Annotated in this window: 21 protein-coding genes and 1 tRNA gene; 9 read left to right on the top strand and 13 right to left on the bottom strand. The window is 48.4% G+C overall.

Annotated elements, in window-relative coordinates:
• Positions 1–42 precede the first annotated feature (42 nt).
• The 6 genes from mobA to C825_RS17735 all read left to right on the top strand — a co-directional run bounded on the left by mobA (position 43) and on the right by C825_RS17735 (position 8,853).
• Positions 43–465, top strand: coding sequence for a conjugal transfer protein MobA (mobA, locus tag C825_RS17760; protein WP_010803484.1), 423 nt, complete (start codon positions 43–45; stop codon positions 463–465).
• A complete protein-coding gene (gene mobB, locus C825_RS17755; RefSeq protein WP_086004286.1) occupies positions 450–1,718 on the top strand; it encodes a conjugal transfer protein MobB in 1,269 nt (422 codons plus the stop codon). Before mobA ends, mobB begins: the two co-directional genes overlap by 16 nt.
• A gap of 19 nt (positions 1,719–1,737) precedes the next feature.
• Positions 1,738–3,747, top strand: a complete 2,010-nt coding sequence (gene mobC, locus C825_RS17750; protein WP_010803482.1) for a conjugal transfer protein MobC — start codon at positions 1,738–1,740, stop codon at positions 3,745–3,747.
• 58 nt (positions 3,748–3,805) lie between these two features.
• Positions 3,806–5,137 (top strand): RNA-binding domain-containing protein, encoded by a 1,332-nt coding sequence (locus C825_RS17745; protein ID WP_016212997.1) that lies wholly within the window; start codon positions 3,806–3,808, stop codon positions 5,135–5,137.
• Between the two features lie 286 nt (positions 5,138–5,423).
• Positions 5,424–6,740 carry a DUF3945 domain-containing protein gene (locus C825_RS17740; RefSeq protein ID WP_010803480.1) on the top strand — a complete coding sequence of 439 codons (1,317 nt, stop codon included), beginning with the start codon at positions 5,424–5,426 and terminating at the stop codon, positions 6,738–6,740.
• Positions 6,741–6,765: 25 nt separating this feature from the next.
• Positions 6,766–8,853: a type IA DNA topoisomerase gene (locus tag C825_RS17735; RefSeq protein ID WP_010803479.1), complete on the top strand. Its 2,088-nt coding sequence runs from the start codon at positions 6,766–6,768 to the stop codon at positions 8,851–8,853.
• A gap of 96 nt (positions 8,854–8,949) precedes the next feature.
• Here the strand turns inward: C825_RS17735 and C825_RS17730 are convergent, their stop codons facing one another.
• From C825_RS17730 to C825_RS17685, 11 genes are all read right to left on the bottom strand, one after another.
• A complete protein-coding gene (locus C825_RS17730; RefSeq protein ID WP_010803478.1) occupies positions 8,950–9,468 on the bottom strand; it encodes a dihydrofolate reductase family protein in 519 nt (172 codons plus the stop codon).
• A gap of 406 nt (positions 9,469–9,874) precedes the next feature.
• Positions 9,875–11,947 (bottom strand): bifunctional DNA primase/helicase, encoded by a 2,073-nt coding sequence (locus C825_RS17725; RefSeq protein ID WP_010803477.1) that lies wholly within the window; start codon positions 11,945–11,947, stop codon positions 9,875–9,877.
• Positions 11,910–12,338 (bottom strand): helix-turn-helix domain-containing protein, encoded by a 429-nt coding sequence (locus tag C825_RS17720; protein ID WP_010803476.1) that lies wholly within the window; start codon positions 12,336–12,338, stop codon positions 11,910–11,912. The genes C825_RS17725 and C825_RS17720 overlap by 38 nt, the downstream gene beginning before the upstream one ends.
• 35 nt (positions 12,339–12,373) lie before the next feature.
• The gene (locus C825_RS17715; protein ID WP_010803475.1) at positions 12,374–13,276 is read right to left on the bottom strand and encodes an RteC domain-containing protein; all 903 of its coding nucleotides are present in this window, start codon (positions 13,274–13,276) and stop codon (positions 12,374–12,376) included.
• 31 nt (positions 13,277–13,307) lie between these two features.
• A complete protein-coding gene (locus tag C825_RS17710; RefSeq protein ID WP_010803474.1) occupies positions 13,308–14,150 on the bottom strand; it encodes a helix-turn-helix domain-containing protein in 843 nt (280 codons plus the stop codon).
• Positions 14,151–14,178: 28 nt separating this feature from the next.
• The gene (locus C825_RS17705) at positions 14,179–14,637 is read right to left on the bottom strand and encodes a hypothetical protein (RefSeq protein WP_010803473.1); all 459 of its coding nucleotides are present in this window, start codon (positions 14,635–14,637) and stop codon (positions 14,179–14,181) included.
• A gap of 524 nt (positions 14,638–15,161) precedes the next feature.
• A complete protein-coding gene (locus C825_RS27880) occupies positions 15,162–15,554 on the bottom strand; it encodes a hypothetical protein (RefSeq protein ID WP_010803471.1) in 393 nt (130 codons plus the stop codon).
• A gap of 45 nt (positions 15,555–15,599) precedes the next feature.
• Positions 15,600–16,025 carry a hypothetical protein gene (locus C825_RS17700; RefSeq protein WP_010803470.1) on the bottom strand — a complete coding sequence of 142 codons (426 nt, stop codon included), beginning with the start codon at positions 16,023–16,025 and terminating at the stop codon, positions 15,600–15,602.
• A gap of 76 nt (positions 16,026–16,101) precedes the next feature.
• Positions 16,102–16,731 carry an SMI1/KNR4 family protein gene (locus C825_RS17695; RefSeq protein ID WP_010803469.1) on the bottom strand — a complete coding sequence of 210 codons (630 nt, stop codon included), beginning with the start codon at positions 16,729–16,731 and terminating at the stop codon, positions 16,102–16,104.
• 70 nt (positions 16,732–16,801) lie between these two features.
• Positions 16,802–17,908 (bottom strand): tyrosine-type recombinase/integrase, encoded by a 1,107-nt coding sequence (locus C825_RS17690; RefSeq protein WP_032581328.1) that lies wholly within the window; start codon positions 17,906–17,908, stop codon positions 16,802–16,804.
• Between the two features lie 97 nt (positions 17,909–18,005).
• Positions 18,006–18,620, bottom strand: coding sequence for a TetR/AcrR family transcriptional regulator (locus tag C825_RS17685; protein ID WP_010803467.1), 615 nt, complete (start codon positions 18,618–18,620; stop codon positions 18,006–18,008).
• Positions 18,621–19,019: 399 nt separating this feature from the next.
• Here C825_RS17685 and C825_RS17680 point away from each other — a divergent pair.
• A tRNA-Ser gene (locus C825_RS17680) sits at positions 19,020–19,107 on the top strand.
• Positions 19,108–19,125: 18 nt separating this feature from the next.
• On the opposite strand, the gene C825_RS17675 is transcribed toward C825_RS17680, so the two are convergent.
• A complete protein-coding gene (locus tag C825_RS17675) occupies positions 19,126–20,469 on the bottom strand; it encodes an MATE family efflux transporter (protein WP_010803466.1) in 1,344 nt (447 codons plus the stop codon).
• A 167-nt stretch (positions 20,470–20,636) separates the two neighbouring features.
• On the opposite strand from C825_RS17675, the gene C825_RS17670 reads away from it, so the two are divergent.
• Entirely contained in the window at positions 20,637–22,376 is a 1,740-nt protein-coding gene (locus C825_RS17670; protein WP_010803465.1) for a thiamine pyrophosphate-dependent enzyme, read from the top strand.
• Between the two features lie 49 nt (positions 22,377–22,425).
• Entirely contained in the window at positions 22,426–23,235 is an 810-nt protein-coding gene (locus tag C825_RS17665) for an alpha/beta hydrolase (protein ID WP_010803464.1), read from the top strand.
• 99 nt (positions 23,236–23,334) lie between these two features.
• On the opposite strand, the gene C825_RS17660 is transcribed toward C825_RS17665, so the two are convergent.
• The gene (locus C825_RS17660) at positions 23,335–25,002 is read right to left on the bottom strand and encodes a formate--tetrahydrofolate ligase (RefSeq protein ID WP_010803463.1); all 1,668 of its coding nucleotides are present in this window, start codon (positions 25,000–25,002) and stop codon (positions 23,335–23,337) included.
• Positions 25,003–25,249: the final 247 nt, after the last annotated feature.

Here is a 25,249-nt window from a genome sequence, read left to right as displayed (position 1 = left end):
TAAAAATCACTCCGAAGTCGTAATTTTTTAATCCAAAGAAGTATGGAAACAAGAAAACCTAACAAGGGCGGTCGCCCCGCCCTCGCAGACCCGGCGAAGCACCGCCATGTCCTTTACCTGAACGACCGGGAGAACGCCCGCTTCCTCTCGCAGTGGGAGCAGTCGGGCGTTACGAGCAAGTCCCGTTTCATCGCCGCCCGGCTGTTCGGCGAGCCGTTCCGGGTGGTGAAAGTGGACAAGTCGGCGGTCGAGTATTGCGCCCGGCTGACCGAATTTTATGCACAATTCAGAGCCGTAGCGGTCAATTACAACCAAGTGGTAAAGGCTCTGAATAGTAACTTTTCCGAGAAAAAAGCACTGGCTTTTCTCTATAAACTGGAGAAGGCGACCACTGAATTATCTATGTTAAACCGTCAGGTTATCGACCTGACAAACGAGTGCAAGGAACTATGGTTGCCAAAATAAGCACTGGCGGCAATATGTTCGGCGCACTGGCTTACAACCAAAACAAGGTGGACAGCGAGGAAGCAAAGGTGCTTTTCTCCAACCGGATGCTGTTGGGCGAGGACGGGAATTTCTCTATCGGCGAGTGTATGCGCAGCTTTGAAATGCAGATGCCTGTCCAGCTATTCACCAAGAAGCCGATACTTCATATTTCCATAAACCCGCACCCGGAAGACGTGCTGACCGACCAGCAGCTTTCCGACATAGCCAAAGAGTATATGCGGAAGTTGGGCTATGGCGACCAGCCTTATTTGGTGTACAAGCATACCGACATCGACCGCCACCATATCCACATCGTGGGGTTGCGGGTGGACGAGAACGGCAGACCGCTGAATGACAGGTTCGAGCATCGGCGCAGCAAGCAAATCACCCGTGAACTGGAAAAGAAATACGGGCTGCACCCGGCAGAGCGAAAGGAGCGTGCCGAACGCCCGGAACTTAAAAAGGTGGATTATGCAGCCGGGGACGTGAAGCACCAAATCGGCAATACCGTGAAAGCGGCTTGCTATGGCTACCGCTTCCAGTCGTTCGGGGAATACAAGGCTTTGCTTGCCGTTTACAACGTCTGCGCCGAGGAAGTCAAGGGTGAAGTGAACGGCAAGCCCTATCAGGGCATTGTCTATTCTGCCACGAACGACAAGGGCGAAAAGACAGGCAACCCGGTAAAGGCTTCCCGCATCGGAAAGTCGGTAGGCTATGAAGCGGTGCAGCGCAGAATGGAGAAATCGGGCGAAGCAATCAAGGACAGGAAACTGAAAGAGCGAACCCGGAAGATTGTCGCCACTGCCATGCAGACCGCCCGCATCCGCAAGGAACTGGAACAGCAGCTAAAGAAGCAGGGCATTGACGTGGTGTTCCGTCAGAACGACAGCGGGCGCATATATGGCGTTACGTTCATCGACCATGACAGCCGGGTGGTGCTGAACGGCTCCCGCTTGGGCAAGGAGTATTCGGCGAACGTGTTCAACGAACGCTTTTCGGGCGAAACCGGAAAGATGCACCAGCCCGAAGTGTCAGCACCGCAGCAAGACCAATCCACGCATCAGGAACAGCCGGGTTTTACGCCGAAATCCGATATCGTTCCGGAGGTGGCTTCCGTGCTGGGAGCTTTCGGCGGTTTGCTGGGCGGCGGTGCATCAGGCGGTGACGAGCCGCAGGACACCGCCCGCCAAAAGAGAAAGAAGAAAAAGAAGCGCACAAGGCGCATCGACTAACTTAAAAAACATTACAATCATGCAACAGGAAGATGATTTGAGAGGGCTTGCACGGGTCATGGACTTTATGCGGGCTATCAGTATTCTATTCGTGGGAATAAACGTGTACTGGTTCTGTTACTCCACCCTGAAAGAATGGGGAGTGACATTTGAGGTGATAGACAAGATACTGTGGAACTTCCAGCGTACCACCGGGCTGTTCTCGTCCGCCCTTTGGACGAAACTTTTTTCGGTGGTGTTCCTCGCCCTGTCGTGCATCGGCACTAAGGGCGTGAAAGAGGAAAAGATAACGTGGACGAAGATACATTGCAGCCTTGCGGCTGGTGTCGTGTTGTTTTTCCTGAACTGGTGGATGCTGGAACTGCCGTTGCCACATACGGCGGATGCCGTGTTTTATATCGTTACGCTATCGGCGGGCTATATCTGTATGCTCATGGCGGGTACGTGGATGTCCCGGTTGTTGAAAAACAACCTCATGGATGATGTCTTTAATACCGAGAACGAAAGTTTCCAGCAGGAAACAAGGCTTATCGAGAACGAGTATTCCGTAAATCTGCCTACCCGGTTCTACTATAAGAAGAAATGGAATAATGGCTGGATAAATGTCGTGAACCCGTTCCGTGCCAGCCTTGTACTGGGAACACCGGGTAGCGGGAAGTCGTATGCGGTGGTAAACAGTTACATCAAACAGCAAATCGAGAAAGGTTTTGCACTCTATTGTTATGATTACAAGTTTCCTGACCTTTCGGAAATCGCTTACAATCATTTGCTTAACCACTTAGACGGCTACAAGGTAAAGCCTAAGTTTTACGTTATCAACTTTGACGACCCACGCAAGAGCCACCGATGCAACCCGATAAACGCCAGCTTCATGTCGGACATTGCGGATGCCTATGAAGCCAGCTACACGATAATGCTTAACCTCAATCGAAGCTGGATAAGCAAGCAGGGCGACTTCTTTGTGGAAAGCCCGATTATTCTTTTGGCGGCTATAATTTGGTATCTCCGTATCTATCAGGACGGTAAGTATTGCACATTCCCCCATGCCATTGAACTGTTGAACAAAAAATACGCCGATGTATTCACCATTTTGCGCAGCTACCCCGAACTGGAAAATTATCTTTCTCCGTTCGTGGACGCATGGGAAAGTTCGGCAGTTGAACAGTTGCAGGGGCAGATAGCCAGTGCGAAAATCCCGCTTTCAAGGATGATTTCACCCGCCCTTTACTGGGTAATGACGGGCGATGATTTTTCACTCGACATCAACAACCCGAAAGAGCCTAAAATCTTGGTTGTCGGCAACAATCCTGACCGCCAAAATATCTACTCGGCAGCACTGGGATTATATAATTCCCGTATCGTGAAGCTGATAAACAAGAAAGGTCAGCTTAAAAGTTCGGTGATAATAGACGAGCTGCCAACGATTTATTTTCGAGGGCTTGACAATCTGATTGCAACCGCACGAAGCAACAAGGTAGCGGTTCTGCTGGGCTTTCAGGATTACAGCCAGCTTACCCGTGATTACGGGGACAAGGAAAGCCGGGTGATACAAAATACCGTGGGCAACGTGTTCAGCGGTCAGGTAGTCGGTGAAACGGCAAAAATCCTTTCTGAACGTTTCGGAAAGGTGTTGCAGAAACGGCAGAGCATGACAATCAACCAGCGGGAGAAATCCACCTCGATAAGCACCCAAATGGACAGCCTGATACCCGCCAGCAAAATATCCAACCTCACGCAAGGTATGTTCGTGGGGGCAGTGGCAGACAATTTCGATGAACGGATAGAGCAGAAGATTTTCCACTGTGAAATCGTGGTGGACAATGAAAAGGTGAAGCGGGAAACCGCCCGTTACGTGAAGTTGCCGCAGATAATCGACTTCACCGACAAGGACGGCAACGACCGGATGCAGGAGGAGATACAAGCCAATTATGACCGCATCCGTCAGGAAGTTCGGCAGATAGTCGAGGACGAGATAACACGGATTAAGAACGACCCGGAGCTATGCCACCTTATAAAAGAGGAAGAATAACCGATATTCTTTCCTGACAGACAGTATTTTTACTAATTTTGCAGACAAAGAAATGATTATGAATGAAAACCAAAATACGGAATGGAAAGAAAGCTGGCGTGACGAGTATCTGAAATGGATATGCGGCTTTGCCAACGCCACAGGCGGCAAGATATATATAGGTATGAATGACAACGGTAAGGTAGTCGGCGTTGCCGATGCCGACAAACTGCTGGAGGATATACCGAACAAAGTACGTGACGTGCTGGGTATCATCGTGGACGTGAACCTGCTGGAAGAAAACGGGCTGAAATATATTGAGATTGACGTACCGCCTTATTCCAATCCTATCAATTATAAAGGTCAGTACCACTATCGTAGCGGCAGCACGAAACAGGAGTTGAAAGGTGCGGCGTTGAACCGTTTTATCCTGCAACGTACTGGCAGGCATTGGGACGAGTTTCCCATAGAGTGGGCAGGCATAGAGGAACTTTCCCCCGGCGCATTAGACCGTTTCCGCAAGGAAGCGGCGAGAAGCGGGCGTGTGGACGAAGATGTGTTGAAAGATACTACCGAAAATTTGCTGCACGATTTGCGGCTGATTGACACCCAAACCAACCGCCCGACCCGTGCCGCCTTGCTGTTGTTCCACCCCGACCCCGAACGCTTTGTAACCGGGGCTTATATCAAGATAGGTTTCTTCCGGGATGATAAGGGTAACTTGGAGTTTCAGGACGAGGTTCACGGCTCTTTAATGGAGCAGGTGGATAAGGCAATGGATTTGATAAAGACCAAGTACCTGATTTATCACATTTCATACGAGGGCATTTCCCGGCGTGAAACACCGCAGTTCCCGGTGGAAGCTGTCAGGGAGTCACTGATGAATTGTGTGGCACATAAAGACTATGCCAGTGCCGTACCCATTCAGATTAGCGTGTTCCCCGACCATATCACCTTTTGGAACGCCGGGCAGTTGCCGGAAAGCTGGACGACTGAAAAACTTTTTGAAAGCCACCCGTCCTCTCCCTATAATCCGTTAATCGCCAACGCCTTTTTCAGAAGCGGGGATATTGAAAGCTGGGGACGTGGCTACAAGCGTATCTTGGAAGCTGTCAGCGCATACAAGTTGTTGCCGCCCAAACTTGAAATGTTAAGCGGTCTGATGATTACCTATTATACCGATATACGTTCGCAGCTATTGGCGCAGCGGGTGGATGAAAGGTATATACCCATTATTGAGTATGCCGCCCAAAATGGAAGTATAAATAATTCAGATGTGCAGAAATTGTTAAATACCAGTAAAACTACTGCTTATCGAATTTTGTCGCAACTGGATAACTGGCTGGAAATACAAGGAACAACAGGAAAAGGCACTCATTATACACTTAAAGGGTTCACAAAGGGTTCATAATTGAATGTTTTTGCTTTTATAAAATGCAAAACTTACTGTTTAACAAGCATTTGAAAACCATTAAAAGGGTTCACAAAGGGTTCATCGAAAGAGAGTGAAATCAATCACTCTCTTTTTTTATGCCCTTTTCAATTCTGCGAATATTGCTCGCAGTAATTACCCCCCGGACAAATTCAGACAGTGCAGGACAAATTCGGACACCTCTTTCTGCCTATCCAAATATAGCATATTTAGTCGCTACCTTTGGACGGGACTATTCCCGTAACCACTAAAATTCCAATTATTTATGGCAAACAGAATGACCCCGCCCGCAGAGGGGCAGGAAAAAGACGTGCTGCTGGTCTTGGATAAACAGCAGGGCAAGGTGAGTGCCGTTAAGGGTATCGACAAGGAGGGCAATTTGCAGACCGTGCCGCCGACACATAGCGGCGAGTTCATGCAGGTGGACAAGAACAGCGATGTGTTCAGCAACTTCATTTCCAATTTCTTCCGCAAGTTTCAGGACACTTCCGGGCTGGAACTGTTCAGCGTCAAGGCTTCCCAAGCGGAGCAGAACGCAAAGGCAATCGAGGACAACCACCGCAACCCGACACCGGAGGGCGGCAAGCGGGCTGAAATGCTTCGAGTTCCGAAGCCCGACTTCCACGAGTTCAAGCAGGGCTACCGCTTCGACCCGGCAAAAATCGACTGGGAGAACCTGAAAAAAGTCGGTATCACCGCCGACACCCTGAAAAACACGAGGGACTTCGACCGGGTGATGCGTGGCTACAAGTCCCGCAACACCTACACAGTTTCGGGGACGGTGGGCGGCTTCTACCTCAAACCTACCGATGTCAAGCTCTCTTTCTATCAGGCAAAGGACGGCACGGTAGTACCCAAGCTGCACGGCGTGCAGCAGGACGAGAAACTGTTGCAACGCCCGTTCCATGAACACAGGTTCACCAAGCAGGAACAGGGCAACTTGCAAGGCACTGGCAACTTGGGCGGCATCGCTGAAATCAAAGACCCGAAAAGCGGCGGGCAAATCCCCGTGTTCGTCAGCCGGGACAGGTACACGCACGAACTGGAGTATATGCGGGCTGACAAGTGGAAATGCCCCGATACCATTTGCGGCGTGAAAGTCAGCCCAGAACAGAAAGCCGCCTTTGAAGCCGGGCAAGCGGTGAAAATGGAAAACCTGCAATTTAGGGACGGCACGAAGCGCAGTGCCTATTTGCAGGTCAGTGCGGTGGAGCGTGGCTTGGAGTTCCTGCCGAGGTCTGCCGTCCAATTCTTGCAGCAGGGACAACAGCCCGCAGAGCAGCAGGTAGCCGGGATAAAGGACGGCAAGGGCGTTGAGTTCAACGGTCATGTGCAGCCCGGCACACAGGGCAAATCCCCCGACAAGGTGAAGCCGAAAGACGTTACCCCCGCCGCCGAGAGCCGGATACAGGTAGCGGTCAATTCGGAGGGCAAGACCAACGAAGCCACCAAACGGGGCAAAGAGCCGCTGAAACAGGGTCAGGACAAGCCCACCGCCAAGCAGAAAGAGAAGCATGAGAAAGCGCAGGACAAGAGCCTGAAAGCGGACAAGCCCAAGAAGTCCAAAGGAATGAAAATGTAGTACCCACCTTAAAAAGTAAAGAATTATGATTGCATTGATAGCAGAGAAGCCCAGCGTGGCAAAGGATATCGCCCGCATCATCGGGGCGACCCAGCGTAATGACGGTTATCTTTCCGGCAACGGGTATATGGTGACATGGGCGTTCGGCCACTTAATCCAGCTTGCCATGCCGGAAGCCTACGGCGTGGCGAACTTCCGCAGGGAGAGCCTGCCCATACTGCCGCCCGATTTCCAGCTAATCCCCCGTCAGGTGAAAGCGGAGAAAGGTTACAAGGCAGACCCCGGTGTGCTGAAACAGTTGAAAGTGATAAAGGAAGTGTTCGACCAGTGCGACCGGATTATTGTCGCCACCGATGCCGGGCGTGAGGGTGAGTTAATCTTCCGCTATATCTTCCATTACCTGAACTGCCGCAAGCCTTTCGTGCGCCTGTGGATAAGCAGCCTTACCGACAAGGCAATCCGTGAGGGGCTGGATAACTTGCAGCCGGGCGAATGTTACGATAACCTCTACCTCTCTGCCAAATCCCGCAGCGAAGCGGACTGGCTGATTGGGATAAACGCCACCCAAGCGTTGAGCGTAGCCGCCGGGCAGGGGGTGTTCTCGCTGGGTAGGGTGCAGACACCCACACTTGTGATGATATGCAGCCGCTATTTGGAGAACAGGAATTTCGTACCCGCCAAGTTTTGGCAACTCAAAGCCCATACCGCCAGCGGGGGAATAAGTTTCACCGTCCAATCTACTGCCAAGTGGGAACAGCAGCCCGAAGCCATAGCCGCCCTGCAACGGGTTAAGGATGCCGGACAACTTACCGTGAAATCCGTTGAGAGGAAAGAAGCCAACCAAGAACCGCCGCTTCTGTACGACCTTACCACGCTGCAAAAGGAAGCGAACACGAAGCTGAACTTTTCGGCTGACAAGACGCTTTCCATAGCGCAAAGCCTGTATGAAAAGAAAGTGATGTCCTATCCGAGAACCGGAAGCCGCTATATATCGGAGGACGTTTTCGATGAAATGCCGGAGCGTGTCGCCCTGTTAGGGCAATACCCCCGCTTTGCCGGGTATGCCGCCGGGCTGGACGGCACACCCCTGAACCGCCACAGCGTGAATGACGGCAAAGTGACCGACCACCACGCCTTAATCATTACCGAGAACCTGCCCGGCGAACTCTCCAAAGACGAGCGGGCGGTTTACGAGCTGGTAGCCGGGCGTATGCTGGAAGCCTTTTCGGGCAAGTGCGTGAAAGACGTTACCACCGCCTTGCTGTCAGGGGGAGATACCGACTTCACGGTGAAAGGGTCTGTGATGAAAAAAGCCGGGTGGCGTGCCGTGTTCGGCGAGCAGGAAACGGGCGGGGACGAAGAAGCCGCCAGCCTGCCGCCGCTCCAAGAGGGCGAAAGCCTGCCGATTTCCAACGTGGAACTGTTGGAGAAGCAGACCAAGCCGAAACCGCTGCACACGGAAAGCAGCCTGCTTGCGGCAATGGAGAACGCCGGAAAGGAACTGGAAGATGCCGAGCTGAAAGCCAGCCTGAAAGATGCCGGGATAGGCACGCCCGCCACCCGTGCGGCGATTATCGAAACGCTGTTCGCCCGCCAGTACATCGTGCGTGAGAAGAAGAACCTTGTGCCTACCGACAAGGGGCTTGCCGTTTATGGGATTGTCAAGGACAAGAAGATTGCCGATGTCGAAATGACGGGTATGTGGGAAACCGCCCTTTCCAAGATAGAAGCGGGAAACATGGATGCCGACACATTCCGAAAGGGTATCGAGGTGTACGCAACGCAAATCACCACAGAACTGCTATCGGAGCAGCTATCTGTTGCTACTGGTGAAACCTGCCCCTGCCCCAAATGCAATAACGGGCGCATCCTGTTCTACCCGAAAGTGGCGAAGTGTTCCAACGTGGACTGCACGCTAACCATATTCCGCAACAAGTGCGACAAGCAGCTTTCCGACAAGCAGATTGTCGAGCTGGTGACGAAACGCAAGACCGGGCTAATCAAGGGGTTCAAGGGCAAGAACGGCAAGGCTTTCGATGCTTCGCTGGTACTGGACGAACAGTTCAATGTCGGTTTTTCATTCCCCGAAAAGAAAGCGAAACCGAAGAAATAGCCTATCTTTGCCGCTGAAATTTCATTGTGATAGGTTTTGCCACTTATGATAATTGAAATTTTAGTGGTTGCGCCCGGCGGGAACCGGGCGCATTTTTTATACGCTCCCGCCAAACAGGTAGGTCGAACAGACCACCCCGTTATCCAGCATCCTGCTTCCCGAGAGTTTCCAATGTGAGCCGAATGTTTCCCCGATAAAGCCTATGCCTTTGCCCGCCATGACCGGGACGGTGTATATTGTCAGGCTGTCCAGCAACCCGGCTTTAATCAATGAAGTAAGCAGCTTGCCGCCGCCCACCACCAGCATGGCGGTTTCCTGTTTCAATTCATAAATTCTTTGCAGCGGTTCTTCGGTCAGGAACTCCACGCCGCAGTCCGGCGTCACGTTGGTGTCGTAGTGTGACACCACAAAAGACCGCTTGCTTTTGTGCGGCCACCCGCCCCAGTGTTCAAAGATGTAGTTGTAGGTGTTCGCCCCCATAAGCAGGCAGCTTGCGGCGGCGTGTTCCCTTGCCGCCAGTTCCTTGACCTCACGGGGCATCCAGTCCAGTTCATAGTCCGGCGTGGCGGTATGCCCGTCCAGCGATACGGCGATGTGCGCTTTGATTTGTTCCATATTGTCAGGTATTAAAGTGATATAAATCCCTACTGTCTTTGCACGTTAGCCGCCACCTAAAAAGAAAGCGTGGCATGACGCTGTTTCAAAGTAGAGGTACTGGCATACCCAAATGTGGAAACAGTGCAGCCACGCTATGACAAACGCATAGCATATCCTGCGCTGAATATCCCCACATTTTGAAAAGTGCCAGTTTTCTACTTTGGGACGTTCGGCGAACGTATATGTTATATATAAAGGCAATATTCCGGCAACCGCCGTCCAACTGCCGTTACTTTTTTCGTGTAACTTCTGCAAAGTTAAGCAAATACCCTGAATTTTCACGTGCAAACAGAAAAAATCCTGCCGTGTTTCACAACAGGGCAGGACACAAGCACCTAAAAATACACAAGTTCAGCCCATACGCCTACGGGCAGCTTGCGTTCCTTTGAAGATTATATGAACCTATGACAAAACAGCTTTGGTTCGCCGTTTCTTTGGTGATGATGTCCCTTTCCCGCATGAAGCGGATATAGCTCTTTGCGGTGCGCTCCTTGATGTCCAAGACCTGCTGCAACTGCTCGCAAAGGTCTATGTAGGTGATGCGTGTCTGCCGCCCGAAGATGTCACGTGCGACATTCACCAGTTCCCTTTCCTTGCGCTTCTCCTTTTCCTCACGGGGCTTCTCGCCCTTGTACACGTGCATCCCCGCTTCCTTGTCCCATGCAAAGAGCATCAAAGGAACGTCCAACGGGCTTCCGTCCCTTACTTTCAAGGCTTTCACGACCGACTGGGCGGGTTCTTCGTCTTTCTCTATCGAAAGGATTGTAGCCGCCTTACGCTGCAACTCACTACCCAAATGTCCCCGTAACTTCAAGCCATTCGGAACGAAGTGCAGCACACAAAGAATACAGGTGTTATAGATACCCGCCAGCCGATAAAGTTCATCTATCACCGCCACGCTTTCCGCTTCATCGTTGGCACTTTTCACAAGGTCTGCGATGCCGTCAATGACGACCAACTGGATGCCGCCGTACTGGTAGTAGAACTTATCCATACTCTGCACAATGGCGTTCAGGCGTTCCTTGCGTGACATACCTGTAAGACAAAATGCTTTCAGTTCATCGGGTTTGTCCGGCTGTTTGGCACGTGCCAGCAGGTTGCCTACATTCTTGAACAATTGCACTTCCGACTGTTCGGTGTCATAGAGCAAGACCGCCTTATGCCTGCCGTTGGCGGTTATCTGTATGCCCAGCGTATCTACTTCCGCACCAGCGGGGCAGATGCAGCCCGCCACGATTGCGGCTACATAATTGCTCTTTCCCGTTCCCTCGCCCCCGGTGATGCCGAACAGGTTGCCTTGTGTTCCTAACGGAACGTCACCCGCCGAAATAATCTCTTGCGCTTTGGCGGGCGGGTTGTTGAAATCTATCTCGCACGATTTTAGCATAATCAATGTGTCGCTATACAGGTTGTCTAAAAATTCGATAAACAGTTTCAGGAAATCTTCACGGGTGTTCCCGGCTTTGAAGTAGTCGGAAATGTCCTTTTCCTCTTTCGTTCCCGGAAGCGGGAGCAGCAGCCGTTTCACGCCAAATTCTTCCAGTAGTTTTTCCTGCTTGCGTGAACTTTCCCTGCCCGTCTTGTCCATGTCAAAGAGCAGGACAATGTGTTTGAAGCGGAACGTCAGCCGATAAACCAGCGTGGGCGGTATCGTCACCGTTTCGCTGTTGAAGCAGATAGCGTGAAAACCATGCGCCGCCAGTGAAAGTACGTCTTTCTCGCCGCCTGTGATGAATAGCGTGTCACCTTTGGCGGGCAGTTGCTCCAGCCCGAAACAGTAGTTTTCGCCGAAGCTGCCGCCGTAGAGGAAGCGGGGTGTGGAGAACGGGCGGTACAGTTTGATGTGCTGTTTGCCCTTGTAGCCGTACATGGGTTCTGCCACCGATGAAGTGTAGGTGTACGGCTTCCCCTCTGCCGTTTCACTATTGTATTCCCGGAGCGAACAGACCTTGTAATATTCCAGCAGTTCGGGCGTGATGCCGTACTGTTGCCAGTACACCAGTTCGGCAAGCGGAAACTTCTGTTCCCGGAACTGGTAGGGCTTGACGGGCTTTTCGGGTGTTTCTTCGGGTTTGTCCGGCACTGCCCGGCGGACGGTTGCCGGGGGAACAGAAACCGGAGTGCCGGAAGCCAGCCCCAAGCCCAAATCCCGGTCAATGATTTCCAGTATCTCCACGAAGTCAGCCGCCCGGTTGCAGTCCAGCCCCTTTAACTGCCCCACGAGGAAGAAGCAGTCGCCGCTGTAACTGTCGTTGCCGAAGTCTTTCATCTTGTAGATACCGCCCCGGCGGTCGAAATAGATATTGCAGGAAGCCTTGCTGTCCTCGTACAGCGGGTTAAGGAAGTTGCGACCTATGCGCCAGTTACCGGGCAGGTAGTGTTTGAACACCGCCAGCCCGTTACTTGTCCTTTCTAAGATTTCCTCTTTCCTTAGCATACAGTTGGTGGTTGGTTATCAGGTTGTCGATGTTCTCCTTGTTGCTCCTTATCAGGCGTTCTTCCAGCATCCGGCGTATCTCGCTGACCTTGTAGAAATAACGTCCCCTGATGTTGGAATAGGCGATAGTCCCCGATACCCGCAGGCGTTGCAGGGTCTTTTCGCTTATTTTCAGGAACGTGCAGACCTCGTAGCTGTCCACCCACATATCTTCCTCATTTTGTCTTGCCGTTTCCACGTGGTTGAAGATGTAGTCGGCAATGGCGGTAATCTTGTTGTCCAGCTCCTTGTAGGCTTTGGACTCAAATGTTATTATTTCCATAATGGTAACTAATTGATTTGCCGCAAAGTTCGGGTGTCCTGAAAAATAAAACGCCACAGGCGAACCCACCTGTGGCGAAATAAATTTTGTTAAAGCACGGTTGCCTAATCCTGCTCCCTCATGCGCAGCAGCAACCTGTCTTTCAGGGTGGAGAGGAAGCCCGTGCGGTCTTTGGTCTTGGCTTTTAGTTCCATGTAGGTATGGTAGAAGTCGCCGAGGTCGATGTCGAAAACATATTCAAAATAGGCTACAATCTCCTTTATATCAACCGTTCCCTTGTTCAGACAGCCGCAGGCGTCCAGTGCGTAGACAAGCTCCACCAACGCCCTTTTCGTCCCCGTCCAGCGCAGCACCTTTCCCGTGAAGCCGTTCTTCATCCGCTTGCGCTGTTCCCGGCGTTCCAGTTCGTGCAGTCGGTTGGTGAGGTATATTTCCAGCAGTTCGTTGGCTAAAATCTTTGCTACCTTGAAGTCGTGACTGGTGCTGAACTGTGGGTCTGTTTCGTAATAGAAACTGTCCACAATGATTTGTATGTCAGGCTTCCCACGCATGAAATACTGCCTGTCCAAGTAGGTGGCTTTCGTGCGGTGGTACTGGTAGAACGCCAAGTTCCGCTGGAACGACTTTGAAATCCGGTCGGTTTCCGACAGCAGGTAGTCCCGCTGCACGTCCTCGCTACCGCTGGGGAAGCGCACCTCTATCTTGTAAACGGTGTTGTAATAGATGATTTTGCTTGCTAAAAGCGGTTTCAGTTCCTTGAAGAAGTGTATTTCTTCCTCCGTGCTGGCGAACGGGTAGGAGATTATAAAGGTTTTGAGTTCGCCCAGTATCTCTTGCAGGTAGTCCACGCACAGGCGGCAGAGCGTCAGCGTGTCCGCTGCAGTGTCCTCGTATTCCTGTATCTGCCATTCCACTTTTTGAAGCAGTCCGGCGAAGTATGTTTCCAACAGTATCTTATGTTCCATAACCTTGTGCTTATCTTTTATGAAGCACAAAGTTACGGGCATAAAAAATCTGTTTTATTCTTGATTTTTCACATTACGTTCTTGTAACTGTGCATTTTCTTGTTTCCTGCGCTTTTCTGCGTATTTCTCCGGGGGTATCTAAAAGATACGCCTTGCAGAAGTCGTTCAGGTTCGATGTCGATGCGAACCCGGTGGTGAACGCCACTTCGGTAAGCGTGAGGTTTGTGTTCATCAGGTAGTGTTCCACGTCCTTTACCCGTTCCTTTATCACCCATTCCTTAGCCGTGTACCCGGTCATTTTCTTTACCTTTCGCCGGAACGAGCCGTATTCCATGCCGCATTTGTCCGCCAGTTGCTCGGCATCATAGACCATGTAGCCTTTCAGACGTACCATTTCGGTGAACGTCTGCCTGCCCAGTTCCGGCAGCATCCGTTCGGCGTGGCGCAGCTCCTTTTCCGTCACCAGCAGGCGGTTGTCCCTCACCGGGTTTCTCCGCAGCAGGTGGAAAGCGTGGCATACCGTGTTGTACACGTTGCAGAGGTACTGCCGTCCCGGTCGCATCCAGTGAAGCGCATCGCAGTAGGCGGTCAGTTCGGGTATGTCGTCCCGCTTGCGGTGCTGTTCCGCCAGTTCGTCCAGTATGGCGTAACGGGTGGTGGATATACCCAGCAGGATGATGATTGCCTTGTAGTCCTTGTATGCCGCCAGTGTCGGCGTTTCCGGCAGGCTTTTGAGCGTGTCGCACACGTGGGCGCACAGCCGCCCGTCCTTGCTGAACGGTTCAAGTTCCAAGTAGTTGTCCATTTTCCGGCTGTTGTGCAGCAGCCATGTTACCTTTTCGTCCAGTTCCTTGCAGGACGCTTCCAACTCCGCTTCGGGAGCGGGAAGCAATAATGATGTAATCCGTTGTTCCATATCTGATGTTTTATATATGAATGACATATCATTTGTTCCACCTCACGCAATCCGTCCAACCCCATTCATCGAACAGCCATGTTTCTAAGAAGAAAAGTACAAATGGCAGCAGGAACAGAAAATATGCCTGTACTGCGCTGATATGCTTAGAGCGGCGGTAGCGGTTCAACAATGCCTGTACACGGGCTTTCCTGTATCGTGCAAGAATAAATACACAAATAAACAAAAACATTGCACCTAAACAGGCAAGATGTAAGGACGACCATTGCGGTACACTGTTAATCAGGAGAAAGTTGCCGGGCAGAACTACTATCCACCACCAATACCAAAACAGCAGTATAAAACCTGACATCCGTCCTATCTTCTTGCCCCAAACCTCTCCCTTGAAATATAGGTAGTCAAAAAAATAGTATCTGTAATTCGTCCGGTTTGCACGCTGCTTCACTCGTTCAAAATAGTTATCTGTCTTTTTTATTCCTTTATTCATAATGGTTTGGTGAGGGAAAGCGTTCAGGGGTTATCTTTCCTTGTTACCAATGAATTTACTTTTATATATAGCGTACTCTACTGTGTAAGTAGCCAGCTTCACGCCCAAGAACATACCTACAAGCAATATATATGCTACTAAGCAATATTGATTATACAAGAGGTCTTTTAAGAATACAGGTATCAATAAGGCTATGATTGTAGCGTTCTGAAACCACTTCTGTACTTTCAATAAGAGGTTAATGTATAAATGATTTCCTATGTAATTGAACCCCCATTTATAATTATACCGTTTCAGATAAGATAGTGAAAACCACAATCCTACAAGTGAAGTAATAAGGGCTACTCGCCACCATGCTCCCATGTATGGGAACATACCTTTTAAGAATGTCAGCAAAACAACACCTATTATGCTACATTCATATACAATTCTTACTCTTGTTACATTATTCATATATGTACGCTATTGGTTAGAAAGGAGCATCGTCAGATGCTATCTTTCGTTGTTACTAACTTATTAAATCTTTATTGTATAATTTTTAGCCAATGACGATGTGTTATTATAAAATAAAGTAATACAACCAAAATGGGATAAATCATCCATGATATGAAGGAAGAAATCTTTTGGCTATTAAATATTAGAGGTTTACTCCTTATAATTTCCATACCTTTTTTCCTTTTGATATAATACGAACAGAATGTCTTGTATAGTAAAACATAGATTATGATAAAAAACACAAAAGGGGTTTTATAATTGAAATTCTCCTTTATCAGTAGATACGTCAATACTATAACAGGAAGAAATAATATTCCACATATTATCTGTATCGTCCGCTCATGTGGATTTTCCAATATAAATTTATCCCTATTAAATATGAATATCTGATAATACATCGCATCTAAAATGAATTTTGTCATAAAGAGTTATTCGTATTGTTAGTAATGGCTAAGCGGGGAACGCTGTTAAGCGTTATCCCGATTTGTTAATAACTTTTTTCTTCTCAATAGATGCGAAACTCCAATTGCCAAGAGCAGATAGGCAACCAGCAAACCTTGATAAAACCAATACTCATGAAATTTGCCTATGTCTGCTAAAAAAATCTTTTCGCTTGAACCTTGATGAACCACAAATCTATATTCATCACAAAACAAATAATATTCAAAACTCATTAGGTAGGCAAGTGCCAATATAGATAAGGCGATTAGGCGTGATATTTTATGATGTAGCCACAAATCGCTTCCGATAAATAGCACTGAAAAGACAGCCCAATACATAGATGCAAACGAAAAATGCCACCCTGTTCCGTATAAGGGACTTATAATACCGACACCTGTATAAAGTGTACTTGCCAATAGTAAGTAATACAATATTATTTTTATAATTTTCATGTTTCGCACTATTGTTATTAATGGTTTGGTGAGGAACAGCGTTTAGCTGTTGGCTCGACCTTGTTACCAACCTCAATTATAATTCAGAGAAATCAAAAAGATTGAAGAACTTATCAAACTTCTCTTCTGTTCTACATGACAAAAATATTCCGTCATTTGTTGGTGTATTGTCGGCTTTATAGAAATACCAAATCAGATTATCTTGATATGCATATATGATTAGAGTATTATATTGCACAACTTTATTCCATTCCTTTTGTACATATTCCAATATAGCAGGATAGGCTTCTTCGTTTTCAGCTATTCCGCCAAACTCAAAGCCTCCTTGTGCGCAATTATAATACATCGTTAATAGAATAAAATCCATTAATCCAATCGGTTCTGTTATCCAACCTTCATCATCACTATACTTAACCCAGATTGTGGTATCATGTATTGTAGTAGCCCATAAACACACTTCTTGATTTTCTGCAAGAAAGATAATCTTTTCACCATCAGATTGTAATTCGTCTAATGGCAAGAACCGTTGGAACGAAGAAGCCAATACCTCTACTTTTCCAACAGATAAATAAAAATGCTTTAGAGCTTCCGGCATTGTTAGTCCAAGCATATTTTCAGCCTGTTTGATTTCATCCGTTGTGTAACCGTCATTTGCAGTTAATTTTCTGCCTAATAACTGTTCTGCTGTTTGAATAATGTTCTTCATATTTTAATTGTTGGTAATTTATTTATAACCGCACCTTATGGTGTCGTTCCTACATTCCTATAACTGCACCTCACGAATTATCCAGTGTATCAAGAGGATTAGGGATTTTTGCTTTATGGGCACTTGACACATGAAGATAAATGGTTGTGGTCTTGATGTCGTTGTGTCCCAGCAATTCCTGTATCGTGTGCAGGTCTGTTCCCTGTTCCAGCAAGTGTGTGGCAAAGGAGTGGCGCAGCATATGTACGTGTACACGGTGTTTGATGCCAGCACGATGTGCGGCTTCTTTCAGCACTTTCACCAATGCACTTGCCGAATATTGCTCTCCGGGTGTTTCGCCCTCAAACAGCCATTTTTGTGGACGATATTCCCGAAAGTAGTGCCGTAGTTCTTCCAGCAATTTGGGTGAAAGGAGCGAATAACGGCATTTCTTCCCCTTGCCCATAATGCGAACCGACATTGTTTCACTGTTGATGTCCTGCGGGGTCAGGTTAAGCAATTCGCTTCTTCTAAGTCCGGCAGAGTAAACCAACGAAATCATGCAGTGATGCTTGATGTTGGAAATTTGTGCAAGGATGCGCTTAATTTCATTCTTGCTCAACACTTCGGGCAGGCTCTTGTACTCTTTGGCACGGGTGATACCGCCGTAGTATTGCCGTTTGCCGCCTTTCACCTGCTCGTAATAGAACTTGATAGCATTGATGCGCATATTCTGTTGCGACACCGAGATTTTCTTCTCGTTCACAAGATAGAGTATGTACTTGTTGATGTCCGGCACTTTCAGGCGGTCGATGTTCCGTCCCTTGTGATATTCCATGAAGTCGCTGAAATAGGCACGGTATGTTTTGACGGTCGAGGAGCTGTAACGCTTCTGTTCCAGTAGTTCGAGGTAGCCTTTCGGCAGTGTGTATTCCCTTTTAGGTTTGGGATGCCGCACGTAAACCCGGCTGTAATCAATATAGGCGTGTGGTGAATAGCGGTCGTAGAAATCCGGCAGGCTGAAAGCGGCTGATGCTATGTATGCAGAGCCGTTGCCAGCCATTTCTATTCCTGTGTCTTGTGCGAGCAGTCGGGCGACAGCCTGACTGTTTGCGTATTCTATCCGTATGTAGTCCGCACCGTCCCTTGTTTCTTTGTGTAGCACGATGCTTCCTCTTTGTTTCTGAACCTTATCCATGTCGCTGAATTTTGCTTCATGCTCCAAAGATAAAACAAAAACGCCATATTTTGAACATACGTTCAAAAATAATAGAGGTTAAAAAAACAAAACTGTATCAGGCTTTAAGCAGCGAATAGATATAGCGAAAGTTTTCTGCCAGTTCGTCCACGTTCAAACCGTTCAGAAATGCTTGTTCGTATGACAGTCCTAAAAACATTTGCCGGAACATGGTAGCCGTTTTCTTCACGTCCGTGTCGTTTCTGATTTCCCCGCTGTTTTTTGCTTTTTGTATGACTTTCTCCCATAGGTCATAGTCTTGTCGGTAGATTTTCTCAATTTTCTGCCTGATGCCCGGATAGTACATACGCACTTGTGACAGGAAATGAAAGTAGTAGAAGTTAGGGCTACAATCATGAGGGCTGCAATTGTCGTCAATCAGTTCAACAATCCTTTTCATGGAAGCGGCTACCCCCACCACGTATTGCCCGATGAACTTCTCCAACGTATCGGCAGGAGTTTCAAACTTGTTTTCCGGTTCGTGCATTTTTAGCACGTATTTGTCTGCCACAGCCATGAATAAATCCAGCTTGTGCGGAAAATAATAAACGATACCCGTTTTTGTCACCCCGCAGGCTTTGGCAAGCGTGATGATGCTTGCTTTCTCGTAGTTCATCCTGACAAATACCCCAAATGCTTTATCTATTACTTCTTCACGATTAGTTATTATCATACACGTTTGTTTTTAATCGGTTACGAAGATACGGATTTTGTTTTAACCATTTGTACCCCAGTGCTTTTTTTTAGTGCAAGGTGCAAGTATATATTTATATATATAGCTTGCACCTTGCACTAATCCAAAAATATTTATTATCAGATATTTGCGAGTTTCAAAAGAAAGCCGTATCTTTGAACCCGAAAGTTAGGCAGACAAACAGCGGTCAAAGTTGGACAGGCTTAACGGTTGAAAATCGTTACTGTTTCGTTACCTATTTGAAATTTTGAAAGCAAAGTAGCTGAAATATAAGCGGTTAGAGTTATAGGTTCAAAACCCTATCTCTCCGCAGAAGCAGCATAAAAGCTGCTTTTTTATTATATATGGAGGGCTATATGTTCTCCGTTCTTCACAAAAGGAGAGATGCTCGAGTGGTTGAAGAGGCACGCCTGGAAAGCGTGTAAACCCCTAAAGGGTTTCGCGGGTTCGAATCCCGCTCTCTCCGCAGTCCGTACTGCGAGTTTTATCTTTTTACCTTTTTTATTTTCTTATATACATAGATGAAGGCTGGAATCAGAAATAAATCCGCAGCCATCCAGGCAGTCGCATCGCCGAAGCAAACGGCCATAAATCCAAAAGCAGGTACCGCATAAATACTGACCAGCGTACGGGCAATCATCTCGGATACGCCAGACAGCATGGCCAGATTCGTAAATCCGGCTCCCTGGATTGTATAACGCAGGATACACAGAATCCCCAGAATCGGAAAGAATGAGCAGGAGATATGCAGGAACTGAACGGCATCATTTATGATTTCCGTCTCGGAAGGATCGACAAAGATCAGCGTCAGTTCGCGTGATGCCAGCATCAGTATAAGGAAAGAAAATGCGGCATAGACAATCATCATCAATCCGCTTGCCTTAATACCCAGCCAGATACGTTCCGGCTTTCCTGCTCCGTAATTCTGTCCGGTATAAGTGGCCATGGCAATCCCCAGGCTTTCGAACGGGCAGATAAAGAACGATTTGATGCGCACAGCCGAAGCAAACGCAGCAATGCAGGCCGATCCCAGTGCGTTATTAGCACTCTGCAACATAATGCTGCCGATTGCCGTGATGGAAAACTGAAGTCCCATCGGCACACCAATCCACATCAGATTCCCTGCCAGGTTGGACCGAAACTTCCGTTCTTCCCGCGTGCTCCTTAATATTTCAAAGCGGCGATACATATAAATGTAGCAGAGAACGGCCGATATACCTTGTGAAAGAAGCGTTGCAATGGCTGCCCCGGCAACTCCCCATTTAAATACCAGGATGCAAACCAAGTCGAGAATCACATTGAGTATCGTTGAAAAAAGCAGGAACCAGAATGGAGTCTTGCTATCGCCCAGTGCACGGATGACGCTGGAAAGCAGATTATAGAAAAATGTACACGGAACGCCGATAAAAGTAACCAGCAAATAGAAATAAGCATCCCTGAATATATTCTCCGGCGTCTGCATGATCCTTAAAATATCCCGGCAATAGAGACTTGTAACGACCGCAATAATAACCGACATGACAGCCGCCAGTTGCAGGCTGATAGAAACATACCGCCTCATCGTGCTGTAATCCCTGGCTCCGAACTTCTGCGCTACCGGTATGCCGAATCCCGCACAACACCCGTTGCAAAACCCGATGATAAGAAAAATGACGGAAGTACTGGCACCGACAGCCGAGAAAGCATCGATCCCTAAAAACTTGCCAACAATAGCCGCATCGATCAAAGAGTAGGTCTGTTGGAGTAAATTGGCTAAAAGTACCGGCATCGCAAAGTTGAAGATCAACGGTAATGCAGCGCCGGAGGTCATTTCTTTTGAAGTTCCCATAACTATTTCCCTAAACAATCGCCGCAAAGGTAACGATTTTATATCAAAAAGGACTGGGATACACTTATAAAATCTGTCGATGTTTATTATGCCCTGTTTTCAAAACATTTTGCATTCTACCATAGTTCTTTTATAAACAAAACATAAAAGAAAAAGTACATATAATTATGGCAAAGAATGTAGCGGAACAATTAGTCGACACGCTTGAAAAGGCAGGCGTAAAACGTATCTATGCTGTCACGGGAGACAGCTTGAATGAGGTAAACGAAGCAGTGCGTAAAAGCGGAAAGATCAAATGGATCCACGTCCGCCACGAAGAAACAGGCGCTTTTGCCGCCGCCGCCGAAGCGCAATTGAACGGCGAACTGGCCTGCTGTGCGGGAAGCAGCGGCCCTGGGCATGTCCACCTGATCAACGGGTTATATGACGCCCAACGTTCGGGAGCTCCGGTGCTGGCCATCGCATCCACATTGCCGACCCACGAGTTCGGAACGGAATATTTTCAAGAAACCAATACAATCAAATTATTTGAAGATTGCAGTTATTACAACCAGGTCGCAACAACGCCCGAACAGTTCCCCCGCATGTTGCAGGGAGCTATACAGGCCGCCCTTTCTTTTCTCGGAGTAGGAGTGATCGGTCTGCCCGGCGACCTGACTTCGAAGACTGCAACGTCGGGCGAATCATCCCAGCAGCCTTTCCCAACCAAACAGCGCGTCTGCCCCTCGGCAGAAGAGATCGACGCATTGGCCGACCTGCTGAACAAAGCGGAAAAAGTAACCATTTTCTGTGGAATAGGAGCGAAAGACGCCCATAAGGAACTGGTCGAATTATCCCTACGCCTGAATGCCCCGGTGGCATATTCTTTCAAAAGTAAAATGGAAATCCAGTACGATAACCCGAACGAAGTGGGTATGACCGGCCTGCTGGGAATGCCCTCCGGCTATTACAGCATGCACGAAGCGGAAGTCTTATTGTTGTTGGGTACGGATTTCCCTTACGAAGCCTTTATGCCGCAAAACAATACAATCGTGCAGGTCGATATCAAAGCAAACCGTCTGGGGCGTCGTGCCAAAATAAAGATGGGACTCTGCGGCGATGTGAAAGATACCTTACAGGAACTACTCCCTTTGGTCCGTCAGAAAACGAATGACAGCTTCCTGCGTGAACAACTGGCCCATTACGACAAGGTGAAGCGAAACCTGCGCTCGGCCGCTGAAGTAAAAGGCAAAGATGAAAAGATCCATCCGGAATATGTCATTTCCCTGATCGACGAACTGGCCTCAAAAGATGCCGTCTTTACGGTCGATACGGGCATGACCTGCGTATGGGGCGCCCGTTACCTGCAAGCAACCGGAAAACGGAAGATGCTGGGATCGTTCAACCACGGTTCGATGGCGAATGCCATGCCGCAGGCCATAGGGGCGGCACTGGCTTATCCCGGCCGTCAGGCGGTTGCCCTCTGTGGCGATGGCGGCCTTTCGATGATGCTGGGCGACCTGGCGACGATCGTGCAATATAAACTGCCGGTCAAGCTGATCGTCTTCAACAACCGTTCACTGGGAATGGTCAAACTGGAAATGGAAGTCGCCGGACTGCCGGACTGGCAGACAACGATGCTCAATCCCGACTTTGCCCGCGTTGCCCTCTCGATGGGAATGGCGGGATACAATGTCAGCAATCCGGATGATGTGCTGCCGACGCTGACAAAAGCCTTTGCCTCCGACGGTCCCGTCCTGGTCAATATCATGACCGATCCGAATGCCCTGGCGATGCCTCCGAAGATCGAGTTCACCCAGATGCTCGGATTTGCGCAGACCATGTATAAACTGCTGATGGAAGGTCGCTCAAAAGAAGTAATGGATACGATCGATACAAATCTGAAGCACTGGAAAGAAGTCTTCTAACCAAAAAATAAATATCTTTGCTTTCAACTAATAAATTCTATACAAGATTATGAAAGCAAAGATATTTTTTTTGTCTCTGGTCGCTTTTTTCGCCTTGTCTGTTCAGGCGGCAGTTGTTGATACGATCAATGTACGCAGTGATGCGATGAATAAAGAGATTCAGACCGTTATCGTCCTGCCCGGAAGCGGAAAGATAACGGCTCCTGTCATTTATTTACTGCACGGGCATGGAGGAAATGCCAAAACCTGGATCGGTCTGAAACCAAACTTACCCGAGATCGCTGACCGGTATGGAATCATATTTGTGTGTCCGGATGGCAAGAACAGTTGGTATTGGGACAGTCCGGTCAATCCTTCTTACCGCTATGAGACTTTTGTCGCTAAGGAGCTGGTCAACTATATCGACGCCAACTATCCGACAATAAAAGACCGCACGGCACGCGCCATCACCGGTCTGAGCATGGGAGGCCACGGTGCCATGTGGCTCTCGTTCCGTCATAAGGATATTTTCGGTGCAGCCGGAAGCACAAGCGGCGGTGTCGATATCCGTCCTTTCCCCAATAACTGGAATATGAGTGAATGGCTGGGCAAAGAAAGTGAAAATCAAGAAGTATGGGAGAAATATACGGTCATCAACCTGGTCGAACATCTAAAGAACGACGAATTAGCTTTGATCTTTGATTGTGGTTACAGTGATTTCTTCTTTGAAGTAAATAACAATTTCCATGAAAAGCTGCTGAAATACAAGATCGACCACGACTTCATTGTCCGCCCGGGTGCGCATAATGGCGACTATTGGCGCAATTCCATTGATTATCAGATAGTATTCTTTAATAAATTTTTCAACAGGAATAAATGATCGACGCGTTGAATCATAATTGATCAGATATGAATATTTGTTTATAGTGATGGAATTAGTAACTCCTGTCACTATAAACAAATAGCTCTTAATTTTTAATTAACTCAACCCTTCGATCAGCCCGTTCACGATGTCGATCCGTTTTGCCTGCGGGTCTTTCGGGAGTCCCGGCATACGCATGATCTCACCCATGATGACAACGATCATTTCGGCGCCGTTGTTGATGATGATATCGCGCACTTTCAGTTCGAAGTCTTTGGCAACACCGTAAGCCTTCGGGTCGGAAGAGAATGAATATTGTGTCTTGGCAATACAGATCGGGTAGTGGGAGATGCCCAGGCTTTCGATCTGTTTGATCTTTTTGTCCGCCAATGTCGTATAAGTGACTGAGGCGGCACCGTAGATTTCTTCGGATACCTTTTTGATCTTGTCGCGTACATTGTCTGTATCTTCGTAGATCAGCTTCAATTCACCCGACGGCTTGTTTTCGATCGTATCTACTACCAGCTTGGCCAGTTCCACGCCACCTTCACCGCCTTCGGCAAATACGTTGTTCATGGCGAAGCCTACACCCAGCTCTTTGCAATGTTCGGCAACTAGGGCGATTTCTTCGTCCGTATCGGTAGCATACCGGTTGAAGGTAACGATCACTTCCTGACCGAAACGTTTCATATTGGCCACATGCTTGTCGAGGTTGGCAAAGCCGTTGCGCAGACCTTCGATGTTCTGTTCCTTGATCTGTGATTCGGGAACGCCGCCATGCAGCTTCAAGCTCTGTGCGGTAGCAACGATAACCGTCAGTTTCGGTTTCAGGCCGGCTTTGCGGCATTTGATGTCGAAGAACTTTTCAGCACCCAGGTCGGCACCGAAACCAGCCTCCGTGATCACATAATCGCCGTAGGTAAGCGCCATCTTTGTCGCAATGATCGAGTTACAGCCGTGGGCGATGTTGGCGAACGGGCCGCCATGCACAAAAGCAGGGGTATTTTCTGTTGTCTGCACCAGGTTAGGCAGAAGGGCATCTTTCAGTAGTACGGTGATCGCTCCGGCAACACCCAGGTCGTTGACTGTGAACGGCTGGTCGTCGTTTGTATATCCCAGCAGGATATTACCGATGCGGCGTTTCAAGTCTTCCAGATCGGTTGCCAGACAAAGGATAGCCATCATTTCGGAAGCCGGCGTGATGTCGAATCCTGTTTCTGTCGGAACACCGTTTGCCGAGCCTCCCAGGCCGGATACGATATTGCGCAGGCTACGGTCGTTTACGTCGAGCACACGTTTCCATTTGATCTCTTTCAGCCCTTCGCAAGTATTGCGTGTCTGATAGATATAATTATCCAGCAACGCCGTGATCATGTTGTGGGCAGATGTAACCGCGTGGAAATCGCCGGTGAAATGCAAGTTGATGTTTTCCATCGGCAGTACCTGTGCGTATCCGCCTCCGGCTGCTCCGCCCTTCATACCGAAACACGGACCCAGCGAGGGTTCACGCAGGGCGGCGACTGCTTTTTTACCTATCTTGTTCAGGCCCAGGGCCAGACCGATAGATACGGTTGTTTTACCGATACCTGCTTTGGTAGGCGTGATGGCCGTTACCAGGATCAGGTTATGTTCTTTGATTTTCTCTTCATCGATCAGGTGAAGGGGCACTTTGGCGATATACCGACCATAGTTTTGTACTTCTTCGCGCGGAATACCCAAACCCGTGGCAACTTCCTTTATTTTGCGAAGGGAGACTTCTCTTGCAATTTCTATATCCGATTTCATGTGCTTATGTAAGTTTAAAGAGGCAACAAAAGTATATTATTTTTAATTAAATAACAAAATGATAGAATGAAAGGTTGTAATACCTGATAACTGTGTAAAATTAGTGTTATATTGATAAAAGTTACCAAAAGGAGGCCGGCAATGATTCTTTGTTAAGTGAAGTGCGCGTTTTTCAACATATTTGTAATCTTCAGTTGACAAAAACAGTGCATTTCGACAGTTCTTGTATTAAAGAACTTTAAAATAT

Source organism: Parabacteroides sp. ASF519 (assembly GCF_000364265.2).
Lineage (GTDB): Bacteria > Bacteroidota > Bacteroidia > Bacteroidales > Tannerellaceae > Parabacteroides > Parabacteroides goldsteinii.
This window is presented reverse-complemented; position numbering and strand designations above follow the sequence as displayed.